Origin of the sequence: Ruegeria sp. A3M17 (assembly GCF_003318255.1) — a bacterium.
GTDB lineage: Bacteria > Pseudomonadota > Alphaproteobacteria > Rhodobacterales > Rhodobacteraceae > Ruegeria.
Genome location: NZ_QOCF01000004.1, coordinates 105,963 through 126,261 on the forward strand (window position 1 = coordinate 105,963; position 20,299 = coordinate 126,261).

17 protein-coding genes are annotated in these 20,299 nt (G+C 56.5%); 7 read left to right on the forward strand and 10 right to left on the reverse strand.

What is annotated here, in order from left to right; translation table 11 throughout:
- Position 1 precedes the first annotated feature (1 nt).
- The 7 genes from DS906_RS01935 to DS906_RS01965 all read left to right on the forward strand — a co-directional run bounded on the left by DS906_RS01935 (position 2) and on the right by DS906_RS01965 (position 8,908).
- Complete coding sequence (locus tag DS906_RS01935) at positions 2 to 1,150, forward strand: carbohydrate ABC transporter permease (RefSeq protein ID WP_113788575.1); 1,149 nt, start codon at positions 2 to 4, stop codon at positions 1,148 to 1,150.
- Between the two features lie 9 nt (positions 1,151 to 1,159).
- On the forward strand, positions 1,160 to 2,815 hold the full coding sequence (locus DS906_RS01940; protein WP_113788576.1) for an alpha-glucosidase: 1,656 nt from the start codon (positions 1,160 to 1,162) through the stop codon (positions 2,813 to 2,815).
- Between the two features lie 3 nt (positions 2,816 to 2,818).
- On the forward strand, positions 2,819 to 3,901 hold the full coding sequence (locus tag DS906_RS01945) for an ABC transporter ATP-binding protein (protein ID WP_113788577.1): 1,083 nt from the start codon (positions 2,819 to 2,821) through the stop codon (positions 3,899 to 3,901).
- 457 nt (positions 3,902 to 4,358) lie between these two features.
- On the forward strand, positions 4,359 to 5,483 hold the full coding sequence (locus tag DS906_RS01950; protein WP_108859641.1) for an extracellular solute-binding protein: 1,125 nt from the start codon (positions 4,359 to 4,361) through the stop codon (positions 5,481 to 5,483).
- A 118-nt stretch (positions 5,484 to 5,601) separates the two neighbouring features.
- Positions 5,602 to 6,714, forward strand: a complete 1,113-nt coding sequence (locus tag DS906_RS01955) for an ABC transporter ATP-binding protein (RefSeq protein WP_113788578.1) — start codon at positions 5,602 to 5,604, stop codon at positions 6,712 to 6,714.
- A gap of 11 nt (positions 6,715 to 6,725) precedes the next feature.
- Entirely contained in the window at positions 6,726 to 7,646 is a 921-nt protein-coding gene (locus DS906_RS01960; RefSeq protein ID WP_058272003.1) for an ABC transporter permease, read from the forward strand.
- On the forward strand, positions 7,643 to 8,908 hold the full coding sequence (locus DS906_RS01965) for an ABC transporter permease (RefSeq protein WP_113788579.1): 1,266 nt from the start codon (positions 7,643 to 7,645) through the stop codon (positions 8,906 to 8,908). The genes DS906_RS01960 and DS906_RS01965 overlap by 4 nt, the downstream gene beginning before the upstream one ends.
- Positions 8,909 to 8,945: 37 nt before the next feature.
- Here the strand turns inward: DS906_RS01965 and DS906_RS01970 are convergent, their stop codons facing one another.
- The 10 genes from DS906_RS01970 to DS906_RS02015 form a co-directional block, all read right to left on the reverse strand.
- On the reverse strand, positions 8,946 to 10,862 hold the full coding sequence (locus DS906_RS01970; RefSeq protein ID WP_113788580.1) for a beta-galactosidase: 1,917 nt from the start codon (positions 10,860 to 10,862) through the stop codon (positions 8,946 to 8,948).
- On the reverse strand, positions 10,859 to 11,719 hold the full coding sequence (locus DS906_RS01975) for an SMP-30/gluconolactonase/LRE family protein (protein WP_113788581.1): 861 nt from the start codon (positions 11,717 to 11,719) through the stop codon (positions 10,859 to 10,861). Before DS906_RS01975 ends, DS906_RS01970 begins: the two co-directional genes overlap by 4 nt.
- A complete protein-coding gene (locus DS906_RS01980; protein WP_113788582.1) occupies positions 11,716 to 12,321 on the reverse strand; it encodes a 2-dehydro-3-deoxy-6-phosphogalactonate aldolase in 606 nt (201 codons plus the stop codon). The genes DS906_RS01975 and DS906_RS01980 overlap by 4 nt, the downstream gene beginning before the upstream one ends.
- Complete coding sequence (locus DS906_RS01985) at positions 12,318 to 13,211, reverse strand: 2-dehydro-3-deoxygalactonokinase (protein ID WP_113788583.1); 894 nt, start codon at positions 13,209 to 13,211, stop codon at positions 12,318 to 12,320. The genes DS906_RS01980 and DS906_RS01985 overlap by 4 nt, the downstream gene beginning before the upstream one ends.
- A 4-nt stretch (positions 13,212 to 13,215) precedes the next feature.
- The gene (locus DS906_RS01990) at positions 13,216 to 13,983 is read right to left on the reverse strand and encodes an SDR family NAD(P)-dependent oxidoreductase (RefSeq protein ID WP_113788584.1); all 768 of its coding nucleotides are present in this window, start codon (positions 13,981 to 13,983) and stop codon (positions 13,216 to 13,218) included.
- A complete protein-coding gene (locus DS906_RS01995) occupies positions 13,983 to 15,689 on the reverse strand; it encodes an IlvD/Edd family dehydratase (RefSeq protein WP_113788585.1) in 1,707 nt (568 codons plus the stop codon). The genes DS906_RS01990 and DS906_RS01995 overlap by 1 nt, the downstream gene beginning before the upstream one ends.
- 57 nt (positions 15,690 to 15,746) lie before the next feature.
- Entirely contained in the window at positions 15,747 to 17,087 is a 1,341-nt protein-coding gene (locus tag DS906_RS02000; RefSeq protein WP_113788586.1) for an alpha-glucosidase/alpha-galactosidase, read from the reverse strand.
- A gap of 22 nt (positions 17,088 to 17,109) precedes the next feature.
- Positions 17,110 to 17,958 (reverse strand): carbohydrate ABC transporter permease, encoded by an 849-nt coding sequence (locus tag DS906_RS02005; RefSeq protein ID WP_058271994.1) that lies wholly within the window; start codon positions 17,956 to 17,958, stop codon positions 17,110 to 17,112.
- Between the two features lies 1 nt (position 17,959).
- Positions 17,960 to 18,883: a carbohydrate ABC transporter permease gene (locus tag DS906_RS02010; protein WP_058271993.1), complete on the reverse strand. Its 924-nt coding sequence runs from the start codon at positions 18,881 to 18,883 to the stop codon at positions 17,960 to 17,962.
- A gap of 96 nt (positions 18,884 to 18,979) precedes the next feature.
- Positions 18,980 to 20,239 carry an ABC transporter substrate-binding protein gene (locus DS906_RS02015; RefSeq protein ID WP_108859651.1) on the reverse strand — a complete coding sequence of 420 codons (1,260 nt, stop codon included), beginning with the start codon at positions 20,237 to 20,239 and terminating at the stop codon, positions 18,980 to 18,982.
- Positions 20,240 to 20,299 lie beyond the last annotated feature (60 nt).

The following is a 20,299-nucleotide window of genomic DNA, read 5'->3' on the forward strand; positions in this document are numbered from 1 at the left end:
CATGAGCGATATCGCAGGAACCAAACCCGCCCTTCGCTGGGTCGTCCATGCCTCGGTCCTCTTTCTGGTGGTGCTGTGGGTCGTGCCAACTCTGGGCCTTTTGATCTCGTCTTTTCGCACGGCGGACCAGATCGCAACCAGTGGTTGGTGGCGGTCACTGTTCCCGTCTGAACAAAATCTGACCCAGCGCAGCGCGGCCCCGGATACCCAAGTACTGGAGAATGGGCTGTACGTGATCGAAGGCAATCTGTTTGACGAAGGGACGAAGGCGACAATCTCAAAATGGGGCGTCAGCTCTCGTGCAGTTGATGCCTTTTCCCCTGGTGAAACAGCAGAGTTGCGCAAGGGCGGCACGATCACGGTAGACGCCAAGGGTAATTACCGGATGGAGAACCCGGAAGAGTTCACCGGCAGTCGTGGATCGCGGGTTTTCGCAACTGCGGAATTGCCGCCGGAGTTTACCTTGGACAACTATCACAAGGTTCTTCTGGCGGAAGACAGTACCGACAGCATGGGGCGCGCGTTTTTCAACACGCTGACCGTAACAATCCCGGCGACGATCATTCCAATCCTCGTGGCGGCTTTTGCAGCCTATGCGCTGGCGTGGATGGATTTCCCTGGACGTGCTTTGATTATTGCAGCTGTCGTTGGTCTGTTGGTTGTCCCGCTGCAACTGGCCCTGATCCCATTGCTGAAATTCCACCTGAATATCGGCATTGGCAAAGGATATCTGGGGGTTTGGATGGCGCATACCGGTTTCGGTTTGCCGCTGGCGATCTATCTTTTGCGTAACTACATGGCCGGTCTGCCCCGCGACCTGATCGAAAACGCGCGGGTCGATGGTGCGACCGAGTTTCAGATCTTTACCAAATTGATCCTGCCACTCAGCTTTCCAGCGCTGGCGTCTTTCGCAATCTTCCAGTTCCTTTGGACGTGGAATGACTTGCTGGTTGCCAAGGTGTTCCTGATTGACGCATCCGGGCAAACCACCGTCATGACCAACCGCATCGTCGAGCTTTTGGGCACGCGCGGTGGGAATTGGGAAATCCTTGCCACAGCGGCCTTTGTTTCGATCATCGTCCCGCTGATTGTTTTCTTCGCAATGCAAAAATATCTGGTCCGCGGTCTGTTGGCCGGGTCCGTTAAGTAGAGGCGTCTGATGAACGTGCAGAACACCGTGAAACTCGAAACAGCAACCAAGGCAGCCGCCGACTGGTGGCGGGGCGGAGTGATTTACCAGATCTACCCGCGCAGTTTTCAGGACAGCAACGGCGATGGAATCGGAGATCTCAGGGGTATCACCCAAAGGCTTGGTTACATCGCTTCGCTTGGCGTCGACGCGATCTGGATCTCGCCATTCTTCAAATCTCCGATGAAGGATTTTGGATACGATGTCAGCGACTATCGTGATGTTGATCCGATGTTTGGCACCATGGAGGACTTTAAGGACCTCTTAGATCAGGCGCATTCAGTTGGGCTAAAGGTGATGATCGACCTCGTGCTGTCGCATACGTCGGATCAACACCTATGGTTCAAGGAAAGCCGGTCCAGTCGCGAAAATGCCAAGTCCGACTGGTACGTTTGGGCTGATCCCAAACCCGACGGGACGCCACCAAACAACTGGCTGTCGATTTTTGGCGGGTCTGCATGGCAGTGGGATTCCCGACGCCTACAGTACTATCTGCACAACTTCCTGACGTCGCAGCCGGATCTGAACTTCCATTGCCCGGACGTGCAGGATGCATTGCTGGATGTGGCGCGGTTCTGGCTGGACTTGGGCGTGGATGGTTTCCGTCTGGACACGATCAACTTCTACTTCCACGACAAACAACTGCGCGACAATCCTGGCCTGCCGATGGATCAGCGCAATGCCTCGATCGCGCCGTTGGTGAACCCCTATAACCATCAGGATCACCTCTATTCCAAAAGCCAGCCTGAAAACATCGCCTTCCTCGAACGGTTGCGTGCGCTGACGGACGAATACGAAGGTCGTGCTTGTTTGGGTGAGGTTGGCGACGCTCAGCGCGGGCTTGAGATCATGGGGGAATACACCAGCGGCGATAAACGTATGCATATGTGTTATGCCTTTGAGTTTCTCGAAAAACGCGCTTTGACCGCCGCATATGCCAAGCAGGTGTTTGATCAGTTGGAAGAAAAGGCTGGCGATGCATGGCCTTGCTGGGCGTTCTCAAACCATGATGTTCAGCGCCACGCGTCGCGGTGGGGGCTGGACGACGCAGCCATCCGTCAACATGCAGTGCTGATGATGTGCCTGCGCGGGTCAGCATGCTTGTACCAAGGCGAAGAACTTGGCCTGCCCGAGGCGGATGTGCCCTTTGAGCATCTGCAGGACCCCTACGGCATAGAATTCTGGCCGGAATTCAAGGGCCGTGATGGATGCCGCACTCCGATGGTTTGGGCTGCGCAGGACGAACAGTTCGGGTTCAGTACTGGTGCCCCCTGGTTGCCCGTCAGCCAAACGCAAGCCGAGCAAGCGGTAGACCGTTTAGAGCAACAGCCAAACTCGATGCTGCATCACTATCGCCGCGCGATTGCGTTGCGCCACGCGTATTCTGCACTGATGTTAGGGCAGCAGCTCGACATGACCCAGTCGGGCCCGATCCTGACCTTCCTGCGTGAGGACGATGCCCAGCAGGTCTTTTGTGTATTCAATCTGGGATCTGACAGCGCGGAAGTCACACTGCCCGACGGTAACTGGCAGGTTATCGGGGAGGAGTTGGGCGGCGTCGCAGGGGCGGGGACAATGACCCTCGGTGCGGCCCAATTCTGTTTGATGGCTCGGGTACAGGGGTAAGTCATGTCTGAACTCAATCTCACGGATGTCGCCAAAACGTATGGTAATGTCGACGTTCTAAAGAACATTAACCTCGACATCGAACGCGGTGAATTAATTGTATTTGTTGGGCCTTCGGGATGCGGTAAATCCACGTTGCTGCGCATGATTGCAGGGCTTGAAAAGATCACTGGCGGAACGCTTGAGATCGAAGGCCAGGTGATGAACAACGTGCCGCCCGCGCAACGGGGCATTGCGATGGTTTTCCAAAGCTATGCCCTGTATCCGCACATGACTGTGCGCGAGAATATGGCCTTTGCATTGAAGATTGCCAAAATGCCAATGGACAAGGTTGATGCAGCCGTTGACCGCGCCGCTCGTATCCTACAGTTGGAACCGTTTCTGGACCGCCTTCCCAAGGCCCTTTCCGGTGGTCAGCGGCAACGCGTTGCAATCGGTCGGGCGATCGTGCGGGACCCAAAGGTCTATCTGTTCGATGAACCGCTTTCCAATCTTGACGCAGCGCTGCGCGTCGCAACCCGCATCGAAATCGCGCGTTTGAAAGAGGCAATGCCCGACAGCACGATGGTCTATGTCACCCACGATCAGGTCGAGGCGATGACATTGGCCACCCGGATTGTCGTCCTGGCCAACAAGGGGATCGCGCAGGTCGGCACCCCTCTCGAACTATATGAAACGCCAGACAATGAGTTTGTCGCGCAATTTATTGGCTCACCTGCGATGAACCTGTTGCCGGGGGTCATCACGCAGACTGGTGAGAGTACCGTCGTAAAACTGGATGGCGGTGGGATCGCGGTGACCAACATCCGGACCAATGCGGCTGACGAGGGTAAACAGGTGAATATCGGCGTGCGTCCCGAAGACTTTCACCCCGTTGAAAGCAATCCGATTATGGAAGGAATTGTGGACTTTACCGAAGCACTTGGAGAGGTCACGCTGTTGTATTTTGCCTCCAAAGACGGAGAGGACCCCACAATCGCAAAACTGCCGGGGGTCCAAAAAAACATGCGGGGCCAAACCGTTGCTGTTTCGGCAGATCCGGGCAAGGTTCACCTGTTTCACCAGGGCCTGTCCATGAGAGAATAACTGTAACTCATACCTAATGGATCGAAAGGTGCGATGCAGTACGCGAATGCCCCTTTTCATACTGCTTGAAACGTTGTCTGTTCCCCGCATAGTAAGCCCCGAGGTCTGCGTGCGTTGCCAAAAGCATGCAGTTTACGACTGTTTTTGTCGTGATTTCTTTCGGTCTGGCATGACAAAACCCGCTTTTCCCCAATTGGATTGAGGCCCAAAATCTGGTCCCGGACCTGACGGGCAGCCGTGTCAACTTTTTACGAAACATTGCAGAAATAGGCTACTCCGGTCTCAATATATGACTGCGGACCCAGGGGGTAACTAGCGATACTTGCTAGATTAAATCGCAATCTGGACATACGAAATTTCCAATCCGTCACTTTTGGCCTGACAATGCCCCCGCAAAGTTCTAGCGTGGCAACCATAATAACAAAACAACACAGTCCAATAACGGGAGAACTAAAATATGGCTGAACGGAAAACCGTTTCCAGACGCTCGGTCCTGAAAGGCGCGGGTGCAGCAGCACTGGCAGCACCGCTTTACAGCAAAAGCGCGCTGGCATCTTCGGGTGAAATCAACATTCTGATGTGGTCGGACTATCTGCCGCCCGCATTCCTGCAAGAGTTTGAAACTCTGACCGGGATCAAGGTGAACTACACCGGCATCGGATCGAACGAAGAAATCATCAACAAGATGAAGGCCACCAAGGGCCAAGGCTTTGACATCGTATCGCCGACTAACAACCGCTCGCTGCAGTGGGGGCCGCTGGAACTGTTGCAGCCCTTCGACATGAACAAGGTTCCAATTGATCTGGTGAACCCTGCGATGGCGCAGATCGGCACCGACGCCTGGAACTTTGCTGACAGTGGCGTGCACTGGCTGCCGCATATCTGGGGTACAGAAGGCATCGCCTACCGCACCGACCTGTGGCTGCCCGAAGGCGACGCCCCGTCCTATGGAGACGTCTGGTCCGAAGCAAACGCAGGCAAGACCATGGGTCGCGCGCACTCGATGATGCTGGGCGCGGGTCTGTATATGGAAGCCTCCGGAGAGATGGAGCCTGGCTCTGTCTGGGCCGCGTACGGCGACGAAGACACCATGCGCAAGGTCTGGGGCCAGATCACAGACTGGTGCGTCGAGCGGAAGAACCGGATCAAGCTGATCTGGAACGATGCCGACACCCAGAAAAACGGCCTGTTGAACGAAGGCGTTATTGTCGGCCAGACCTGGGATGGTCCGCCGCTGGCGCTGAAATCGGCTGGTGAGCCGGTGCACTATCAGGCTCCGGTCGAAGGTGCGATGGCATGGGTCGACGGTATGTCGATGCCGACCGGTGCGCAGAACATCGATCAGGTTTATGCCTTCATCGATTTCGCCTATCAGGCCAAGCCTGCAGGTGTCGCCATCGACAGCCACGGTTACAACTCGCCAGTTCTGGGTGCCGACCAATATGCGGGCGACACCTACAAGAAGAACTTCGCCGAGGCCTATCCGGGCGACTCGCTGGCAAACCTGAACCCATGGCCTGCTGAGGCTCCGTGGTATGCCGAAACTCGGACCGAGTTCGTCAACAAGTTCAAAAGCGCCTGATTGCTTTGACAAGGTGCCCTCCGCCACTGTGCGGAGGGCTATCAACCCGCATGCCACAACGGCGTGACGGACGCTATTTCGGTGTGGTCATGGACCGTGCCAGACGGAGATGCCAAAAATGAGTGCAGGGGTCGGTGTAGATCTTGAAAACCTGTGGATCCGTTTCGGAGACTTTGTTGCCGTGCGGGACGCCAATGTGAACATCAATGGGGGCGATTTCTTTTCGTTTCTTGGTCCCTCAGGGTGCGGTAAGACGACGATCCTGCGGGCGGTTTCGGGTTTTCTGGACCCAAGTGAGGGCAAAGTTCTGATCGGTGGCAAGGACATGCGTGGCATCGGTCCGAACAAACGCCCGACCGCCCTGATTTTTCAGAACCTCGCGTTGTTCCCGCTGATGAAAGTCTGGGAAAATATCACCTTCTCATTGGAGATCAGCGGCGCAAGCGCAAAAGAGCGCCGAAAGCGTGCCGATGAGCTGCTGGACATGATCGCGCTGCCTGACCAGGGTGACAAGCTGCCAAGCGAGTTGTCCGGTGGTCAGCGCCAACGGGTTGCCATCGCCCGCGCGCTATGTGCGGAACCGGATGTGCTGCTGCTGGATGAACCGTTGTCCGCGCTGGACCTCAAACTGCGCCAGCATATGCGCACCGAGTTGCGTGAGATTCAAAAACGCGTCGGCATCACCTTCATCTATATCACCCACGATCAGGGCGAAGCCCTGACCATGTCAGACAGTATTGCGGTCATGCGGGCTGGTGTGATCGATCAAATCGCTGATGGCAAGACTATCTATAATGATCCCAACACTGCATTCGCGGCCTCTTTCGTAGGTGAAAACAACGTGTTTCGCGGCAAAGTTAAACAGATTATGGGGAACGAAGCGCTGATTTCAACGAACCGGTCTGGTGAATTGGTTGCACGTATCTCGTCCGCCAACCAAGGAAAGCTGAAAGCGGGTGACGACGCCATGATGTTCATTCGCCCCGAAGCTTTTGCGATCGCTGCCGATGGTGCATCAGGCGATCACTTTGTCACCGCGCGGGTGAACCACGAAGAATTCGAAGGTAACGTCTTCAACATCTTCACTGAAGGTGACGGCGGTAAAGAGATCAAGGTGTCCTTGCCAAACCTCGGCCAATCCTTCGATGACCACACAGGCCAAAACATCACGTTGGAATATGAGACCCGCAATGCGGTTCTGGTTCCGGCTGGTGAATTGGCCGCGGAATAAGGGGGCCGACTATGCCAGGCTTCCTGAAAGAATTCTTCAACCGAAACGGCATCGGCATGGGCGCCGCAATATTGGGTCTGGTCCTGTTCTGGACCATTGGCCTGATCATTCTGCCGCAATTGTCGATGCTGGATTTCTCCTTCCGTCCGAACTTGCCCCCGCCGGAGATCGGCGGGCCCAAGGACGTCTATACGCTGGAGAACTACAAATACCTGATCTATGGCCCTGAGGGCGGCAGTCAGTCCTATAATGCAGTCGATCTGAGGGTCTTTTTCCGCACTCTGCTAGCTGCGGTCTGTGTGACGATCTTCAACCTGATCCTCTGCTATCCAATTGCCTATTATCTGGGTCAGTCCAAAGGCAACCACATTCGCATCTTCGCGATCATGCTGATCATCCCTTACTGGATCAACGAGATTTTGCGTGCCTTTGCCCTGCGGATTATCTTTGGTGAGACCGGTGTTTTGAATACACTGTTCGTAGGGCTGGGCATCTGGGATACGCCGTTTGACTTTATTCGCAATGACATCGCGCTCTATGCCGGTCTGGGTTACGCCTACATCCTGCTGATGATCTTCCCGATGTACAACGTGATCGAAAGTCTGGATAAAAACCAGATCGAGGCTGCGCGCGATCTTGGTGCGCCGTGGTGGCGAATTCACTGGCGTGTGGTTATTCCTTACGCCAAACCGGGCATCAGCTCAGGCTGTACCATGGTGTTCATGCTCAGCGCCGGTGCGCTGGCCGCGCCGCAAATCCTGGGCGGACCATCCAGTCTGTGGTTTACGCAGCTTATCTACCAGCAGTTCAATGACAACAATGACTGGCCGCAAGGTGCCGCCTACGCAATTGTTCTTCTGGTGACCTGTATCTTGTTCGTGCTGGCGATGATGCGCCTGTTCAAGGTGAATATGGGGGATATCGGGAAATGAATAATTCCTTCCTTCGTGTAAGCATCTGGGTCTATCTGGTCATCTTCTTCCTGTACCTGCTGGGCCCGCTGGTGATCATGTCGGTCACGGCCTTCAATTCGTCGGCTTTCCCGCGCATGACGCCGTGGGAGTGTCTGACCTTCCAGTGGTTCGGCGAGCTGTTTCAGGATCAGCGTATCCTGAACGGCATCAAGAACTCGCTGATCATTGGCGCCGGAACGGTTGTTCTGTCGGTGGCGATGGGTCTGGCCGGTGCGCTGATGCTGACCCAGATATGGCCTAAGTTACGGGCGACCTACTACACGATCATCATCGCTCCGATCCTGATCCCGGGTGTTGTTCTGGGCATCTCGACTTTGGTGTTCTGGGATCGGATCAATCGGATGCTGGGACTGGGTGCAGATAGCTTCCTGTCTAACGGTATCTTCCTGACGGTAATCGGCCAATCCACCTTTATTGCAAGCTATTGCATGTTGGTTCTGGTGGCGCGCCTGCAGCGTTACGATGTGGCATTGACCGAAGCGGCGTTGGACCTTGGTGCAACGCATGCTCAGGCTTTCCGCAAGATTCTGTTGCCCTTCATGCGTCCTGCGATTGCTTCCGCAGCAGTACTGGCGTTCCTCGCTTCGTTCGAGAACTACAACACCACCACTTTCACCTTTGGTGAATACCCGACGCTGACGATCGAACTGGCCCAAAAGGTGCGGTATGGTATCACGCCTGCCATTTCGGCTCTGGCCTTCATCATCGTGGCGTTGACAGTATTCTTTGCCTTGTTGAACGAAGCCAAGCTGAAGCGTCAGGAACTGGTGGCCGCAGCCCGTAAGAGCGCCACTGTTGAGGAACTGGCAGGCAAGATTAAGTTGCCCAGCTTCTTTGCTGGCAACATGGCGGCTGTCCTACTGGTTGTGTTTGCGGTTGCGACGATCACTGTCGTTGGCACCGCAACGGCCTACAACCCCGGCCAATGCATCGCCAATGTGAAAGAGCAGAAACGTCTGGAAGCCGATCAACGCATTCAAGAGCTGCGCAAGCAGCGCGAAGAACAGCGTAAGAAGCGTGAGGCCGAAGAAGCCGAACAAGGTGGTGCGCAGCAATCCACACCGAAACCGTCCAACAACAGCGGTTTTGGCAACGTCTTCGCGCCGAATACTCTGGGTGGTGATGCCGAGGAGGAGAGTTCAGATACTGAAACTCCGCCTTCAAACAACGGTGGCTTTGGGGGCGTGTTCGACCCCAACAGCCTGCAGACTGACCAGTAGGTTTTGAAGCTAAATCCAAAACGAGCGCCCGGAGAAGTCATTCCTCTTCGGGCGCATCCTTCTGCGTGACAGCTACGTCACAGGCGTCAACGACGTCACCGTTCCATGCGACTGGTTGCGCGTTGTAGTTGATCAAGAAAACATGTGTGGCCGTCTCGCGACGGCGCAGCCCTTTGGGCATCGAAAATAGGGTAACGTCGGTTTTGCGCGCGGCCATTTCAACGACCCGGTCCCACAATGTGTCATTCGGGAAACCTGCCAGATACCAAAGACGATTTTCACCCAAAAGCGCAGGGGTGCCATCTGCAAATGTCAACAAATTGGGGGCAGTCCCCGAAATCCTGTCGATCCAATGTTGCGCCGCGCCGCCGCCTTCAACGCCACGCCGTATATTGGGCGGCAGGGTCTCGACCAGATCGACGTCGCATTTCAGGCCGTTCAGGCCGGGTCGCGCCCGCGGAATCTGGAAGTCATGTGTGATCGCCCCGCTGCGTGGGCCCATGATGAGCAGATCACAGGCCTCCGCCAATTGATGCTCCAAATTGTCGCGCATGGTGGCGATCCCCGGAGCAAGGATGAGCTTGTAGCCAACGCGCGGAAGTTTGGTTGAGGACACGAAGTCCACAGACAAGCCCGCCCGCCGCAAGGCGCGATACGCCGAGAAGACCAGACGGAAATAGTCAAATCCCGCCCCCTGAGGCTGTGTCGACCAAGCCCAATCCGACGCGTAGTCGAACAGGATGGCCACCTGGGCCTGTGCCTGCACAACGTTGCCGATCTCTGACAATGCGTCCGAAGTCTGCTTTGCCTCGGTCAGAGCCGGGGCAGGGCGGTTGTTGGGTGTCAGCAGCCCCGCATGCATTTGCTCTTGCGCAAACGGGGCCTGCCGCCAGCGGAAATAGCTGACGACTTCTGCCCCGTGCGCCACTGCCTCAAGCGACCACAGCTTAACCATTCCGGGTAGTGGTGCCGGATTGTACGGTGCCCAATTCACCGGGCCGGGTTGCTGCTCCATCACCCACCAACGCCCGCGGCCGACCGCGCGATACAGGTCATGATGAAAAGCCTGCATGTCCGGATCGCCCTGCTGAAGAAAGGCGGTTTTATGGGCTTCATCCGCCTCAAGCCGGTCAGAGAGGAAGCCGATTGGATAGCTGTCCCAAGTGGCGATATCCAGATCTTCGCCAACCTTGAAATGGTCGAAATCCAGCACTCGGCCCATATAGTTGTGCAACAACGGCGCATCCGTCAAAGCGCGCAGTACATCTGCCTGGGCTTTGTTATACGCAACGACCTGATCCGAACTGAAACGCCGGAACGCCAGAACATGCGCCGGGTTGGGTTCGGTCACTGTCAGATTGGGCAGATCAATCTGGTCGAAATCGCGATACTCCATCGCCCAGAATATGTTGCCCCATGCCTCGTTTAGCGCGTCAATGCTGCCGTATTGATCCTTTAGCCAAAGCCGAAAGGCATGCAGAGCGGCGAGGCCGTAGCTAACGGTCGTATCGTGACAGCCATATTCATTGTCGATTTGCCAGGACCCAATATGCGGGTTTCGTCCGTAGCGCTCGCCCATGATCCGGGCAATGCGGACGGATTCTTGGACATAACCCGGATGGCTAAAACAATAATGCCTGCGTGAGCCGAATTTTCGGGGGTTTCCTTGCGCATCCACTGCCAGCATATCGGGATGTTTCTCAAGCATCCAGCGCGGGGGTGTCGCAGTAGGTGTCCCCAGCACAACCTTGAGCCCAGCCGCCCCAAGCGTGTCGATTGCACGGTCCAGCCAGTCCAATTGCAGATCGCCTGGAACCGGCTCCATTCGGCTCCAGGCAAACTCACCGATCCGGACCCAGCTTATGCCAGTTTCAACCATACGGGCCGCGTCTTCGGCCCACATGGCCTCGGGCCAGTGTTCCGGGTAATAGCAAACACCAAGTTCTGGTTTCATAGAAGGACTCTGTGTTCTGCCTGGCCTGTGCCCGCGTCCAATGCACCAAAGGTCATGCCATTGGTTGGTTGTGTTTTGACAGTGTCTGCGTCCAACCCCTGACGGGCAGTGGTGCAAAACAGCGTTGTCAGATCGTCGCCGCCAAAGGCGGGACAAGATGTATGTGCGGCCTGAAACGAGACGGCATGCCGAAACTGCCCATTCGGGTCATAGCAAGCGACACGGTTTGCCCCCCATTGGGCGATCCAGATATTGCCGTCTGCGTCGACCACGGCGCCATCGGGGTAAAAGCCATCAGCGCGCAGGTCGAGAAACACCGTGCTATTGCCTTCGGGCCACCCCGTCTCAGGCTCCAGCGAACAGCGCCTAACCTGTTGTGTGACTGTATCGGTGTAATAGACGCAGGACCTGTCTGAGGAAAAACAGATCGCGTTCGAGGTTGTGACCTCGGGCACAAGAAGGCGTAATTCGCCCTGCCAGTACCGATAGATCGCGCCCGCTTTTTGTTCGGCGTTTTTTCCCATCGTCCCGATCCAAAACCCGCCCCACGGGTCTGCGCGCCCGTCATTAGAACGGGTGACCGGGTTGTTCACCTCAAGCGAGACGATCAGGTCTTTTTGACCACTGTCCAAACCAAACCGCCACAGGCCGGTTTCTGAAGCCATCACTATTGTATCCCGGTCCACCCAACCTGCCGCTGAGACATGTTCCGAAAACTGCCAACTGTGTTGCTCGCCCCCTGTCTGCGTCATCAAACGTTTGTTGATGATGTCGAACCAGAACAGTTGCTTGCGTTCAGGATGCCACAGGGGCCCTTCGCCTAGCTCACATGGACGGTCGTCAAAAACAAAGCTCATCCAGCTGCCTCGTCATAGGCAGCGACGATCCGCTTGGCCTGACCGGCAATCTCTGCGATGGACATTCCCGGTTTGAACAGGGCCGATCCGATGCCGAATCCATCTGCCCCGACCTTGATCCATTCGGCGAAATTCTCAGGTCCAGCGCCGCCAACTGCATAGACCAAAGTGCCCGACGGCAGTACCGGCCGCACTGCGGCCAGACCAACTGGCCCGGCAATGACACCGGGGAACAGTTTTAAACCAGTGGCGCCAGCTTTTAGCGCAGCAAACGCCTCGGTCGGGGTATAGACGCCCGGCCAGCTTTGCATGCTTAGCGCGACAGAACGCACAATGACCTCGGCGTCATAATTTGGGGAAACGATCAGCTTACCGCCAACTTGCGCAACAGCCTCTACCTGCTCGGGGGTCAGAACCGTGCCAGCGCCGATCAAGGCTTGATCGCCGAACGAGTTGGCCAACGATTCAATGCTGTTCAGCGGGTCAGGCGAATTCAACGGCACCTCGATCTTGTCGATACCGGCTTCGATCAGTGCATGGCCTACATCGACGGCTTCTGACGGTAGCAAGCCACGCAAAATGGCGATGATGGGGCGGCTCATGCGGTTTGCCTCGTTAGTTTGCGGGCCTGCGACAGGCCTGCCAAAGTGCATTGAGTAGCGTTAGCGGTGTCCACGAAAGCGCCCTGCAGTTGCAGCGCACGTCCGTAGATTTGGGACATCCCTTCAGCGCCGATAATTGCCAGCTGCTGCCCCAACCAGTAGGGGCGTGTTGCCCCCAGTTCAGCCCCGATCAATAGCCCGGATAACTTGGCTCGGGCTGTCCCCTTGTCCTGATCGTGCAACAAATCCGCCGCTCGCAGGCCAAACAGGCGCGCAGCCAATTGTTCGGGTTTCGACAGCGTGTCTGCTGTAGCTTCTGCAAAGGCGTCGACGTCCCAGCCGTCACTGATTGAATGCTTGAGCACTGATTGCTCGGAGAGCAGCTCAAACATCTCACCTGTCATGAACGTTCGAAAGCTCACGACTTCTCCTGCGCTGATCTGAACCCATTTTGAATGCGTCCCGGGCAGGCAGATAACCCCGTCCCAGTTCGGGCGGGTTGCCAGAAAACCAGAAATTTGAGTTTCCTCGCCGCGCATTACATCAGGCGGTGCGTTCTGCTTGAGCCCAGGCACGACGAACGCGCGTATCCTGGCATTGGTACCGGGAACCCGAATTGGTGCGTCCGACAGCGGTGCCGATGGTACGACCGAATAGGGGGCTTCGACCCAGCCTTGCCGCGCACCGACCATGCCGCAGGCCACAACATCGACAGGTTCAGCACCCAGCCAGTCTGCGATCAGGTCAAGCAAGGCAGATTCAAACGCATCTCTGCTCAGGCGAGCCATGCCGCAGTCAGACTGCCTTTGCGCCAGTACGGTGTCGCCCTGCATGGCCCAGGCCCGCAGTTGGGATGTTCCCCAGTCGACGGCTATCCACTCTGCATTCATGGCTTTACCCCGTTACTACAACGCCGCCATCGACGGCCATGCACTGTCCGGTCATCGCGCGGCTGGCATCCGAGGCCAGGAACAATGTCGGTGCGATCATGTCTTCGGGCGTCAGGTGTTCTTTCAGGCACTGGCGATCCAAATGCGCCGCCAGGTCTTCGGGCGTAGCCCACATTTCAAGTTGTTTTTGCGTCAAAACCCATCCGGGAGCCAGCGCATTGATACGGATTTTTTTCGGCCCCAACTCGCGCGCCAACGACCGCGTCATCCCGGTGATCCCTGCGTTTGAAGTCGTGTAGATCGGATAGCCCGCATTCCCCATCATGTAGCTGATCGAACTGAAGTTGACGATTGAACCACCTTTTCCTGCCATTTGGCGTGCGGCCTCCTGACAGGCGAAGTAATAGGCTTTGAGGTTCACCTCAATCATCCAGTCCCAGAACTCGGCGGTGGTTTCCTCAAGCGAGTGACGCTTGTCATTGGCTGCGTTGTTGACCAACACATCCAAAGGTCCATGTGCCTCGGCAGCCTTTTGCATAGTGGCGTGCAGCAATTCGGTATCCGTCATGTCGCCCTGCATGAACAGCGGCGCGCGACCATGTTTGTCTCGCATTTCCTCAACAAATGCGCTGGCGTCCGAGCGGCCGATAAAGGCAACGTTTGCGCCTTGGGCCAAAAAACCGTCCGTCAGAGCGGCTCCAACGCCGGAGCCGCCGCCGGTTATATAGACCGAGGCGCCGTTTAGATCATGAAAAGTGGCTGAATGGTCCATCAGTGGCTCTCTCTGGTCACAAGGCGGGTATCTTTGCCGACAAGGAAGTCTAGGTCCGCGCCCTGATCGGCTTGCAGCACGTGGTCGACATAGAGTTTCGCATAGCCGCGGGTGTAGTGCGGATCGTCCGGTTGCCACGCGGCGCGGCGGGTTTCCAGCTCCTCATCGGCGACAAGCAGCTCCAATTCACCATTGCTGGCAGAAACCCGGATACGGTCCCCGGTTTTGACGAGCGCCAACGTGCCGCCTGCCTGTGCCTCGGGGCTGACATGCAGGATGACGGTGCCATAGGCGGTGCCGGACATGCGGGCGTCGGATATGCGGATCATGTCGCGGACGCCTTCCTTCACCAGTTTGGCCGGGATCGGCATGTTGCCGACCTCGGGCATGCCGGGATAGCCCTTTGGGCCGCAGCCCTTCAGGACCAGAATGGTTTCAGCGGTTACTGGCAGATCATCCCGGTCAATATTGGCTTTCAAGTCCTCGATGCTCTCAAAAACGTAGGCCTCGGCTTCTGTTTCCAGTAGCGCATCCGTCGCGGCCGAGGGTTTCATAATGGCCCCGTTTGGCGCGAGGTTTCCGCGCAACACGCGCAATCCCGCGGCGGGTTTCACCGGATCGTCGAAGGGGCGGATGACGTCGGGGTTAAAGCACTCAGCCCCTTCGAAATGGGCCGAGATATCTTTGTTCAGAACGGTTTTTGCGGGGCGCAGGAAGGATTTCAACTCGTTCAAAACCACGGGCACACCGCCTGCGTAACAGAAATCCTCCATCAGGTATTTCCCTGAGGGCATGCAGTTCACCAGCAGCGGGATTTCCGACCCGATTTCAAAGTCTTTCAAGGTCAGGTCTACGCCCACGCGGCCCGCCAGCGCGAGCAAATGCACCACCGCATTGGTCGAGCCGCCAACGGCTGCATTGGCCAGAATGGCATTTTCGAACGCTTCCTTGGTCAGGATGTCCGACGGTTTAAGATCTTCGTCCACCATCTCAACAATCCGTTTACCCGTCAGGTGTGCCAGCGCCATACGGCGGGCATCAACGGCGGGCAGGGCGGCGTTGGTGGGCAGGGACATACCCATCGCCTCAACCAAAGACGCCATGGTTGAGGCCGTACCCATGGTCATGCAAACACCTGCGCTGCGTGACATACCGGATTCGGCGTTCATGAAATCCTTTAGGGTCATCTCGCCGGCACGAACGGCCTCGGAAAATTTCCAAACATCTGTTCCGGATCCAATGTCCTTGCCTTGGTATTTTCCGTTCAGCATCGGGCCAGAGCTGACTACGATCGAGGGCAGATCGACCGAAGCGGCACCCATCAGTTGCCCCGGCGTGGTCTTGTCACAACCACCCAGCAGAACCACGCCGTCGATGCCATAGGCGCGGATGGATTCCTCGACATCCATCGCCAGCAGGTTGCGGAACAGCATGGCAGTGGGCTTCATCTGGGTTTCACCCAGTGACATCACCGGGAATTCGACGGGGAAGCCTCCGGCCTCCCACACGCCGCGTTTGACACCTTCTGCCAGATCACGCAGGCCCGAGTTGCAGGGCGTGAGTTCCGACCACGTGTTGCAGATACCGATGATAGGGCGACCATCGAACGCGTGATCGGGAAAACCCTGATTTTTCATCCACGACCGGTGGATGAAGCCGTCTTTGTCGAGCTTTCCGTACCAATGCTGCGAGCGGCGTTTTGTCATTTCTGGCGTTTCTTTTTTGGCTGCGGTTGCAATTGAGTATTTGTGAAAAGATGAAGATCAGGCGGCGCGGGCCGGGCGACACCAGTCGGGTAGCCAATCGGCATGAGCGGTCAGCAGGTCGGTCACAAGGCTTCGGATCTGACGCAAATCCAGTTCGGCGGCGGTATGCGGGTCCATCATGGCTGCGTGATAAATGTGTTCCGGGTTCTGCTCAACCAATGCCCGCACAGTCAGTTCCTGCACGTTGATCTGGCTGCGCATCAGCGCGATCAGCTGCGGCGGAATATCTGTTACGACCGAGGGTTGCACACCGTTGGCGTCCACAAGACAAGGGGTTTCGACAGCAGCGCCAGCGGGAAGTTGCGGGATCTGTCCGGTATTGGGCAGGTTCCCATACGCCACGTAGGGCGTATCCGTCACGATCGCATTCATCAGGTCGGCTGCAAATTCGTGGCTGCGCGCCACTTCAAGATTGCGTCCGCCGGTCAAGGTCTTGGCCTGTTCTTTCCAATTGGCGATCTGTTCTTTGCAGCGGGTTGGGTATTCATCCAGCGGGATGCCGAACTGCTCAATCAGGTCCTGGCGGCCATCTTTGATGAACCATGGAACATATTCCGCCAAATGTTCTGAACTTTCCGTGCAGAAATAGCCCAGATGTTCCATCACCTCATACCGCACCTTGTTGGCGCAACGTGGCATCAAAAGCGGTGGTTTGGGAATTTGGCCGCCGGTATACCCTTGCCGCAACGCCGGGTAGAGGTCGCGCCCTTCATGTTCCAGCCGTAAGAAAAATGCCACGTGGTTCACGCCTGCCACCTTGTAGCGGAACTCGTCCTTGGGCAGGTCCAGATCGTGAGCAAGTTCTTCGATGGTGTTTTGCACCGAATGACACAGGCCGACATGTTTCAGCGCCGGGAAACGTTCTGCTAGCGCCCATGTGTTGATCGCCATCGGGTTCACGTATTGCAGCAGCGTTGCGTTTGGGCAGAGCTGCATCATGTCTTGTGCAACGCCCCACAACACAGGAACCGTGCGCAGGCCGCGCATAATACCGCCGACGCCTAGGGTGTCAGCGATGGTCTGGCGCAGGCCGTATTGTTTGGGGATAACGAAATCCGTCACCGTGCATGGCTTATAGCCGCCGACCTGGAAGGCGGTGATGACAAAATTGGCGCCCTCAAGCGCTGCGCGCCGGTCGGTGTGGGTAGAGACAGATGCCCCCGTTCCGACAGAGCGGATCATCGCCTTGGCGACGGCCTCGCTTTCGGCAAGGCGCACGGGGTCGATATCCATCAGCGCAAAATGGCTGTCGGCCAGTGCGGGGGTCAGCAGGGCGTCGCCCACGATATTCTGCATGAAGATCGTGGAACCCGCCCCGATAAAGGTGATTTTGGTCATGTGGCAAACCTTTGGTTTGACGTTATTTTACGGCACCGAGGGTCAGACCCGCGATGAAGTGTTTCTGCATGAGGAAGAACATGGCCACCGGCGGCAAAGCTGCGACGATGGAGCCGGCACTCATTAATTGATAGGCTGCCCGGAACTGGGCGTTGAAGCTGGTAATCCCTGCTGTTACGGGTTGGCTTTCCGCACCCTGTGTCAGGACGACAGCCCAGAAATAGTCGTTCCAGATAAAGGTAAAGATTAGCACGCTCAGCGCGGCAATGGCCGGTTTCATCAGCGGCAGGACGACGTACCAGAAAATGCGCCACTCACTGATGCCTTCAACGCGAGCCGCCTCGATCAGTTCGAAGGGCAGGGCGCGGATAAAGTTGCGCATGAACAACGTGCAAAAGCCTGTCTGGAAGGCGATGTGGAACAGGACGAGACCGGTTTTGGTGTTGTAGAGACCCAGCTCTAGAGTCAGATCTCGCACTGGAACCATCAAAATCTGGAACGGGACGAAATTGCCCGCAACAAACATGAAAAAGATCCAGATGTTTGAGCGGAATTTATAGATCCCCAGTGCAAACCCGGTCATGCAGCTAAGGGCAACGGCCCCGATCACTGTTGGAATGGTGATCATGAACGAGTTCAGCAAATAGCGTGGCATGTCCGAGTTGAAGAATACCTGCCCATAGTTGTAGGCACCCTCAAAGCTGGACGGCATTCCCCAGTAGTTTGCGTTGGTAAAGTCGGCTGCCGGCTTGACCGAGAACAGCGCTACCGCCAGCAGGGGGCCGAGCCACAGCAGCAGTGCCAGGGGCAGCATCGCCTGGTAAGTGATCTGTGCCCCGCGGGGTTGTTTTTCGATGGGTTTGGGAAACATCTTAATGCCCCCTTTCTTCGCGGTACATCGACCACAGGAAATAGGCGATGAAGCACAGCATGATCAGGAACAGGATCACCGCGATGGCGGCGCCATATCCCATGCGGAAGCCGTATTCTGACAGCGCGACTTCGAACATGTAATAGGCCAGCACACGGGATGAACCGAACGGGCCCCCCTGGGTCATGATCGAGATCAGATCGAAAGACCGAAGCGCGCCGATGATGGTGACAACGAAAGCAATGAAGGTGGCGGGGCGTAGTTGCGGCAGGATGATGTGCCATAGCATACGCCCTCCTTTTGCACCGTCCAGACGTCCGGCCTCGATCTGTTCTGGATCCACGGCGTTCAGGCCAGTGAGATACAGGATCATGCAATAGGCGGTTTGCGGCCAGAGACCGGCAAAGATGATGCCGTAGGTGACGAAACGCTCATCCCCCAGAACATTCAGCGGGCCGAAGCCGAAGAAGCCCAGGAATTCGTTCAACAGGCCGAAAGTAGGGTCATAGAACCACGTGAAAACGAGTCCGACGACGACCTGAGAGATCACAAAGGGGAAGAAGAACAGCGACTTATAGAGTCGAATGCCCCAGACGGTTTGATTCAGGAACAGAGCAATGAACAGACCAGCGGGGATTGCCAACAGATACATGATCAACCAGATCAGGTTGTTCTTCAGCGATATGTAAAACGCGTCGCGATCGGCCAATTCCCAATACAGGTCTTCGTAGTTGCGAAAACCCACATATTCCGCAGCGCCAAGCCCATCCCATTCGTACAAAGACAAGTTGAACGATTGGAACACTGGAATGATCACATAGACCATGAAGAACAGCAGACCCGGGGCCAAAAATAGCCAGGGCGCTATGCGCTGTTGATTTCTGTGGAACCAGCTTTCTTGTTCAGGGACATCGACGGCTGACATGCGCTCACTCGGTTTTGGATCAAAGGAGTAAGCCGGGTATGCACCCGCCTTACGCACGAAGTGGTGCAGGCCGGGCAAAAGCCCGGCCCGACCGGTTTAGTTTTCGTAGATACGCTGACGTGCGCGTTCCAGTTTGGACAGGATACGGTCAGCATTGTCCGGCTTGACCATGAATTCCTGGAACCCTTCCATCGACACCTTCGCCATTTCCGCAGGTGCGTCACGATCCCAGAACTGGGCGACGCCACCGGGGCTGTTGGCGGACAGCATCTCAAAGCCTTGCTGCAGGAACTTGTCGGCATCGACGGACGACTGAGCGTTCACAGGCAGCTGGCCCAGGTTTGCGCCGTTGTTGATCTGAGTTTGCTCATCCGCGGAAACGGCAAAGCGCAGGAACTCACGCGCGGCTTCTTTATTCGATGCGTTGGCCGGGATGTGGAACGTATCAGTTGGCGCATCTTCCGCCAATTCTACATCCGGGTTGATAGAAACGAACTGATAGAAATCCAATTGGTCGTCGGTCAGCCCCGCTTCGCGCAGCGGAGCAACGGCAAAGTTACCCATCAGGTACGCGGCGGCTTCGCCGTTCACCATGAAGGGCAGGGCCTCTTGCCAGCTGTACGTCTGATGATTGTCGACGAACGCGCCCATGTCGATCAACTGTTTCCAGTTGGCGAAGGTCTGCTTGACCCGGTCGTCTTCCCAGCTGATTTCGCCATTGGCAAGTTGGTTGTGGAAGTCGAACCCGTTGGTGCGCATGTTCAGGTAGTCGAACCAGCCGCCAGCGGTCCACAGGAACTTGGTGCCGATCGTATAGCAGGCGCGACCGGAATCGACGATCTTCTGGCAGTTCGCCAGCTCTTCTTCCCAAGTCGTTGGCTCGGTCAGGCCCAGCTCGTCAAAGATGTCTTTGCGATAGTAAACACCCCACTGATAGTAGGTGTAGGGTACACCCCACTGCTTGCCGTCGATGGTCATCGCACCCTTGGTCGACGCCAGATTTTCGGCGATCTCAGGTTCGGCCCACAAATCCGATACATCTTCGAACAGGCCCGCTTCGACGTAGGGCTTCATGCGGTTCGCCGCATACCACGTCGCCACGTCCGGCGTATCCGCAGTCAGGAAGTTGCGGATCTGGGTCTTGTACGCCTCGCGGTCGATTACTGTTGTTTCGATCTCCAGTCCCGGATGCTGTTCCGCAAAACGGTCGATCATTGCCTCCATCGTCGCGCGTGGCGCCGGGTTGGAGGTATCGAGAAAGATTCGCAGCTCGCCGGTCAGTTCGGCGGCGACAGGTGCGGCAAGTGCGACACTGGCTGCCAAAGCGGCGGCAGTGCGCTTGTACATGGAATGCATGGTTTCCTCCCTTAGCTTCCATTTTATTCTTTTGTAGTTCCAAATAATGAAACTGAGTTT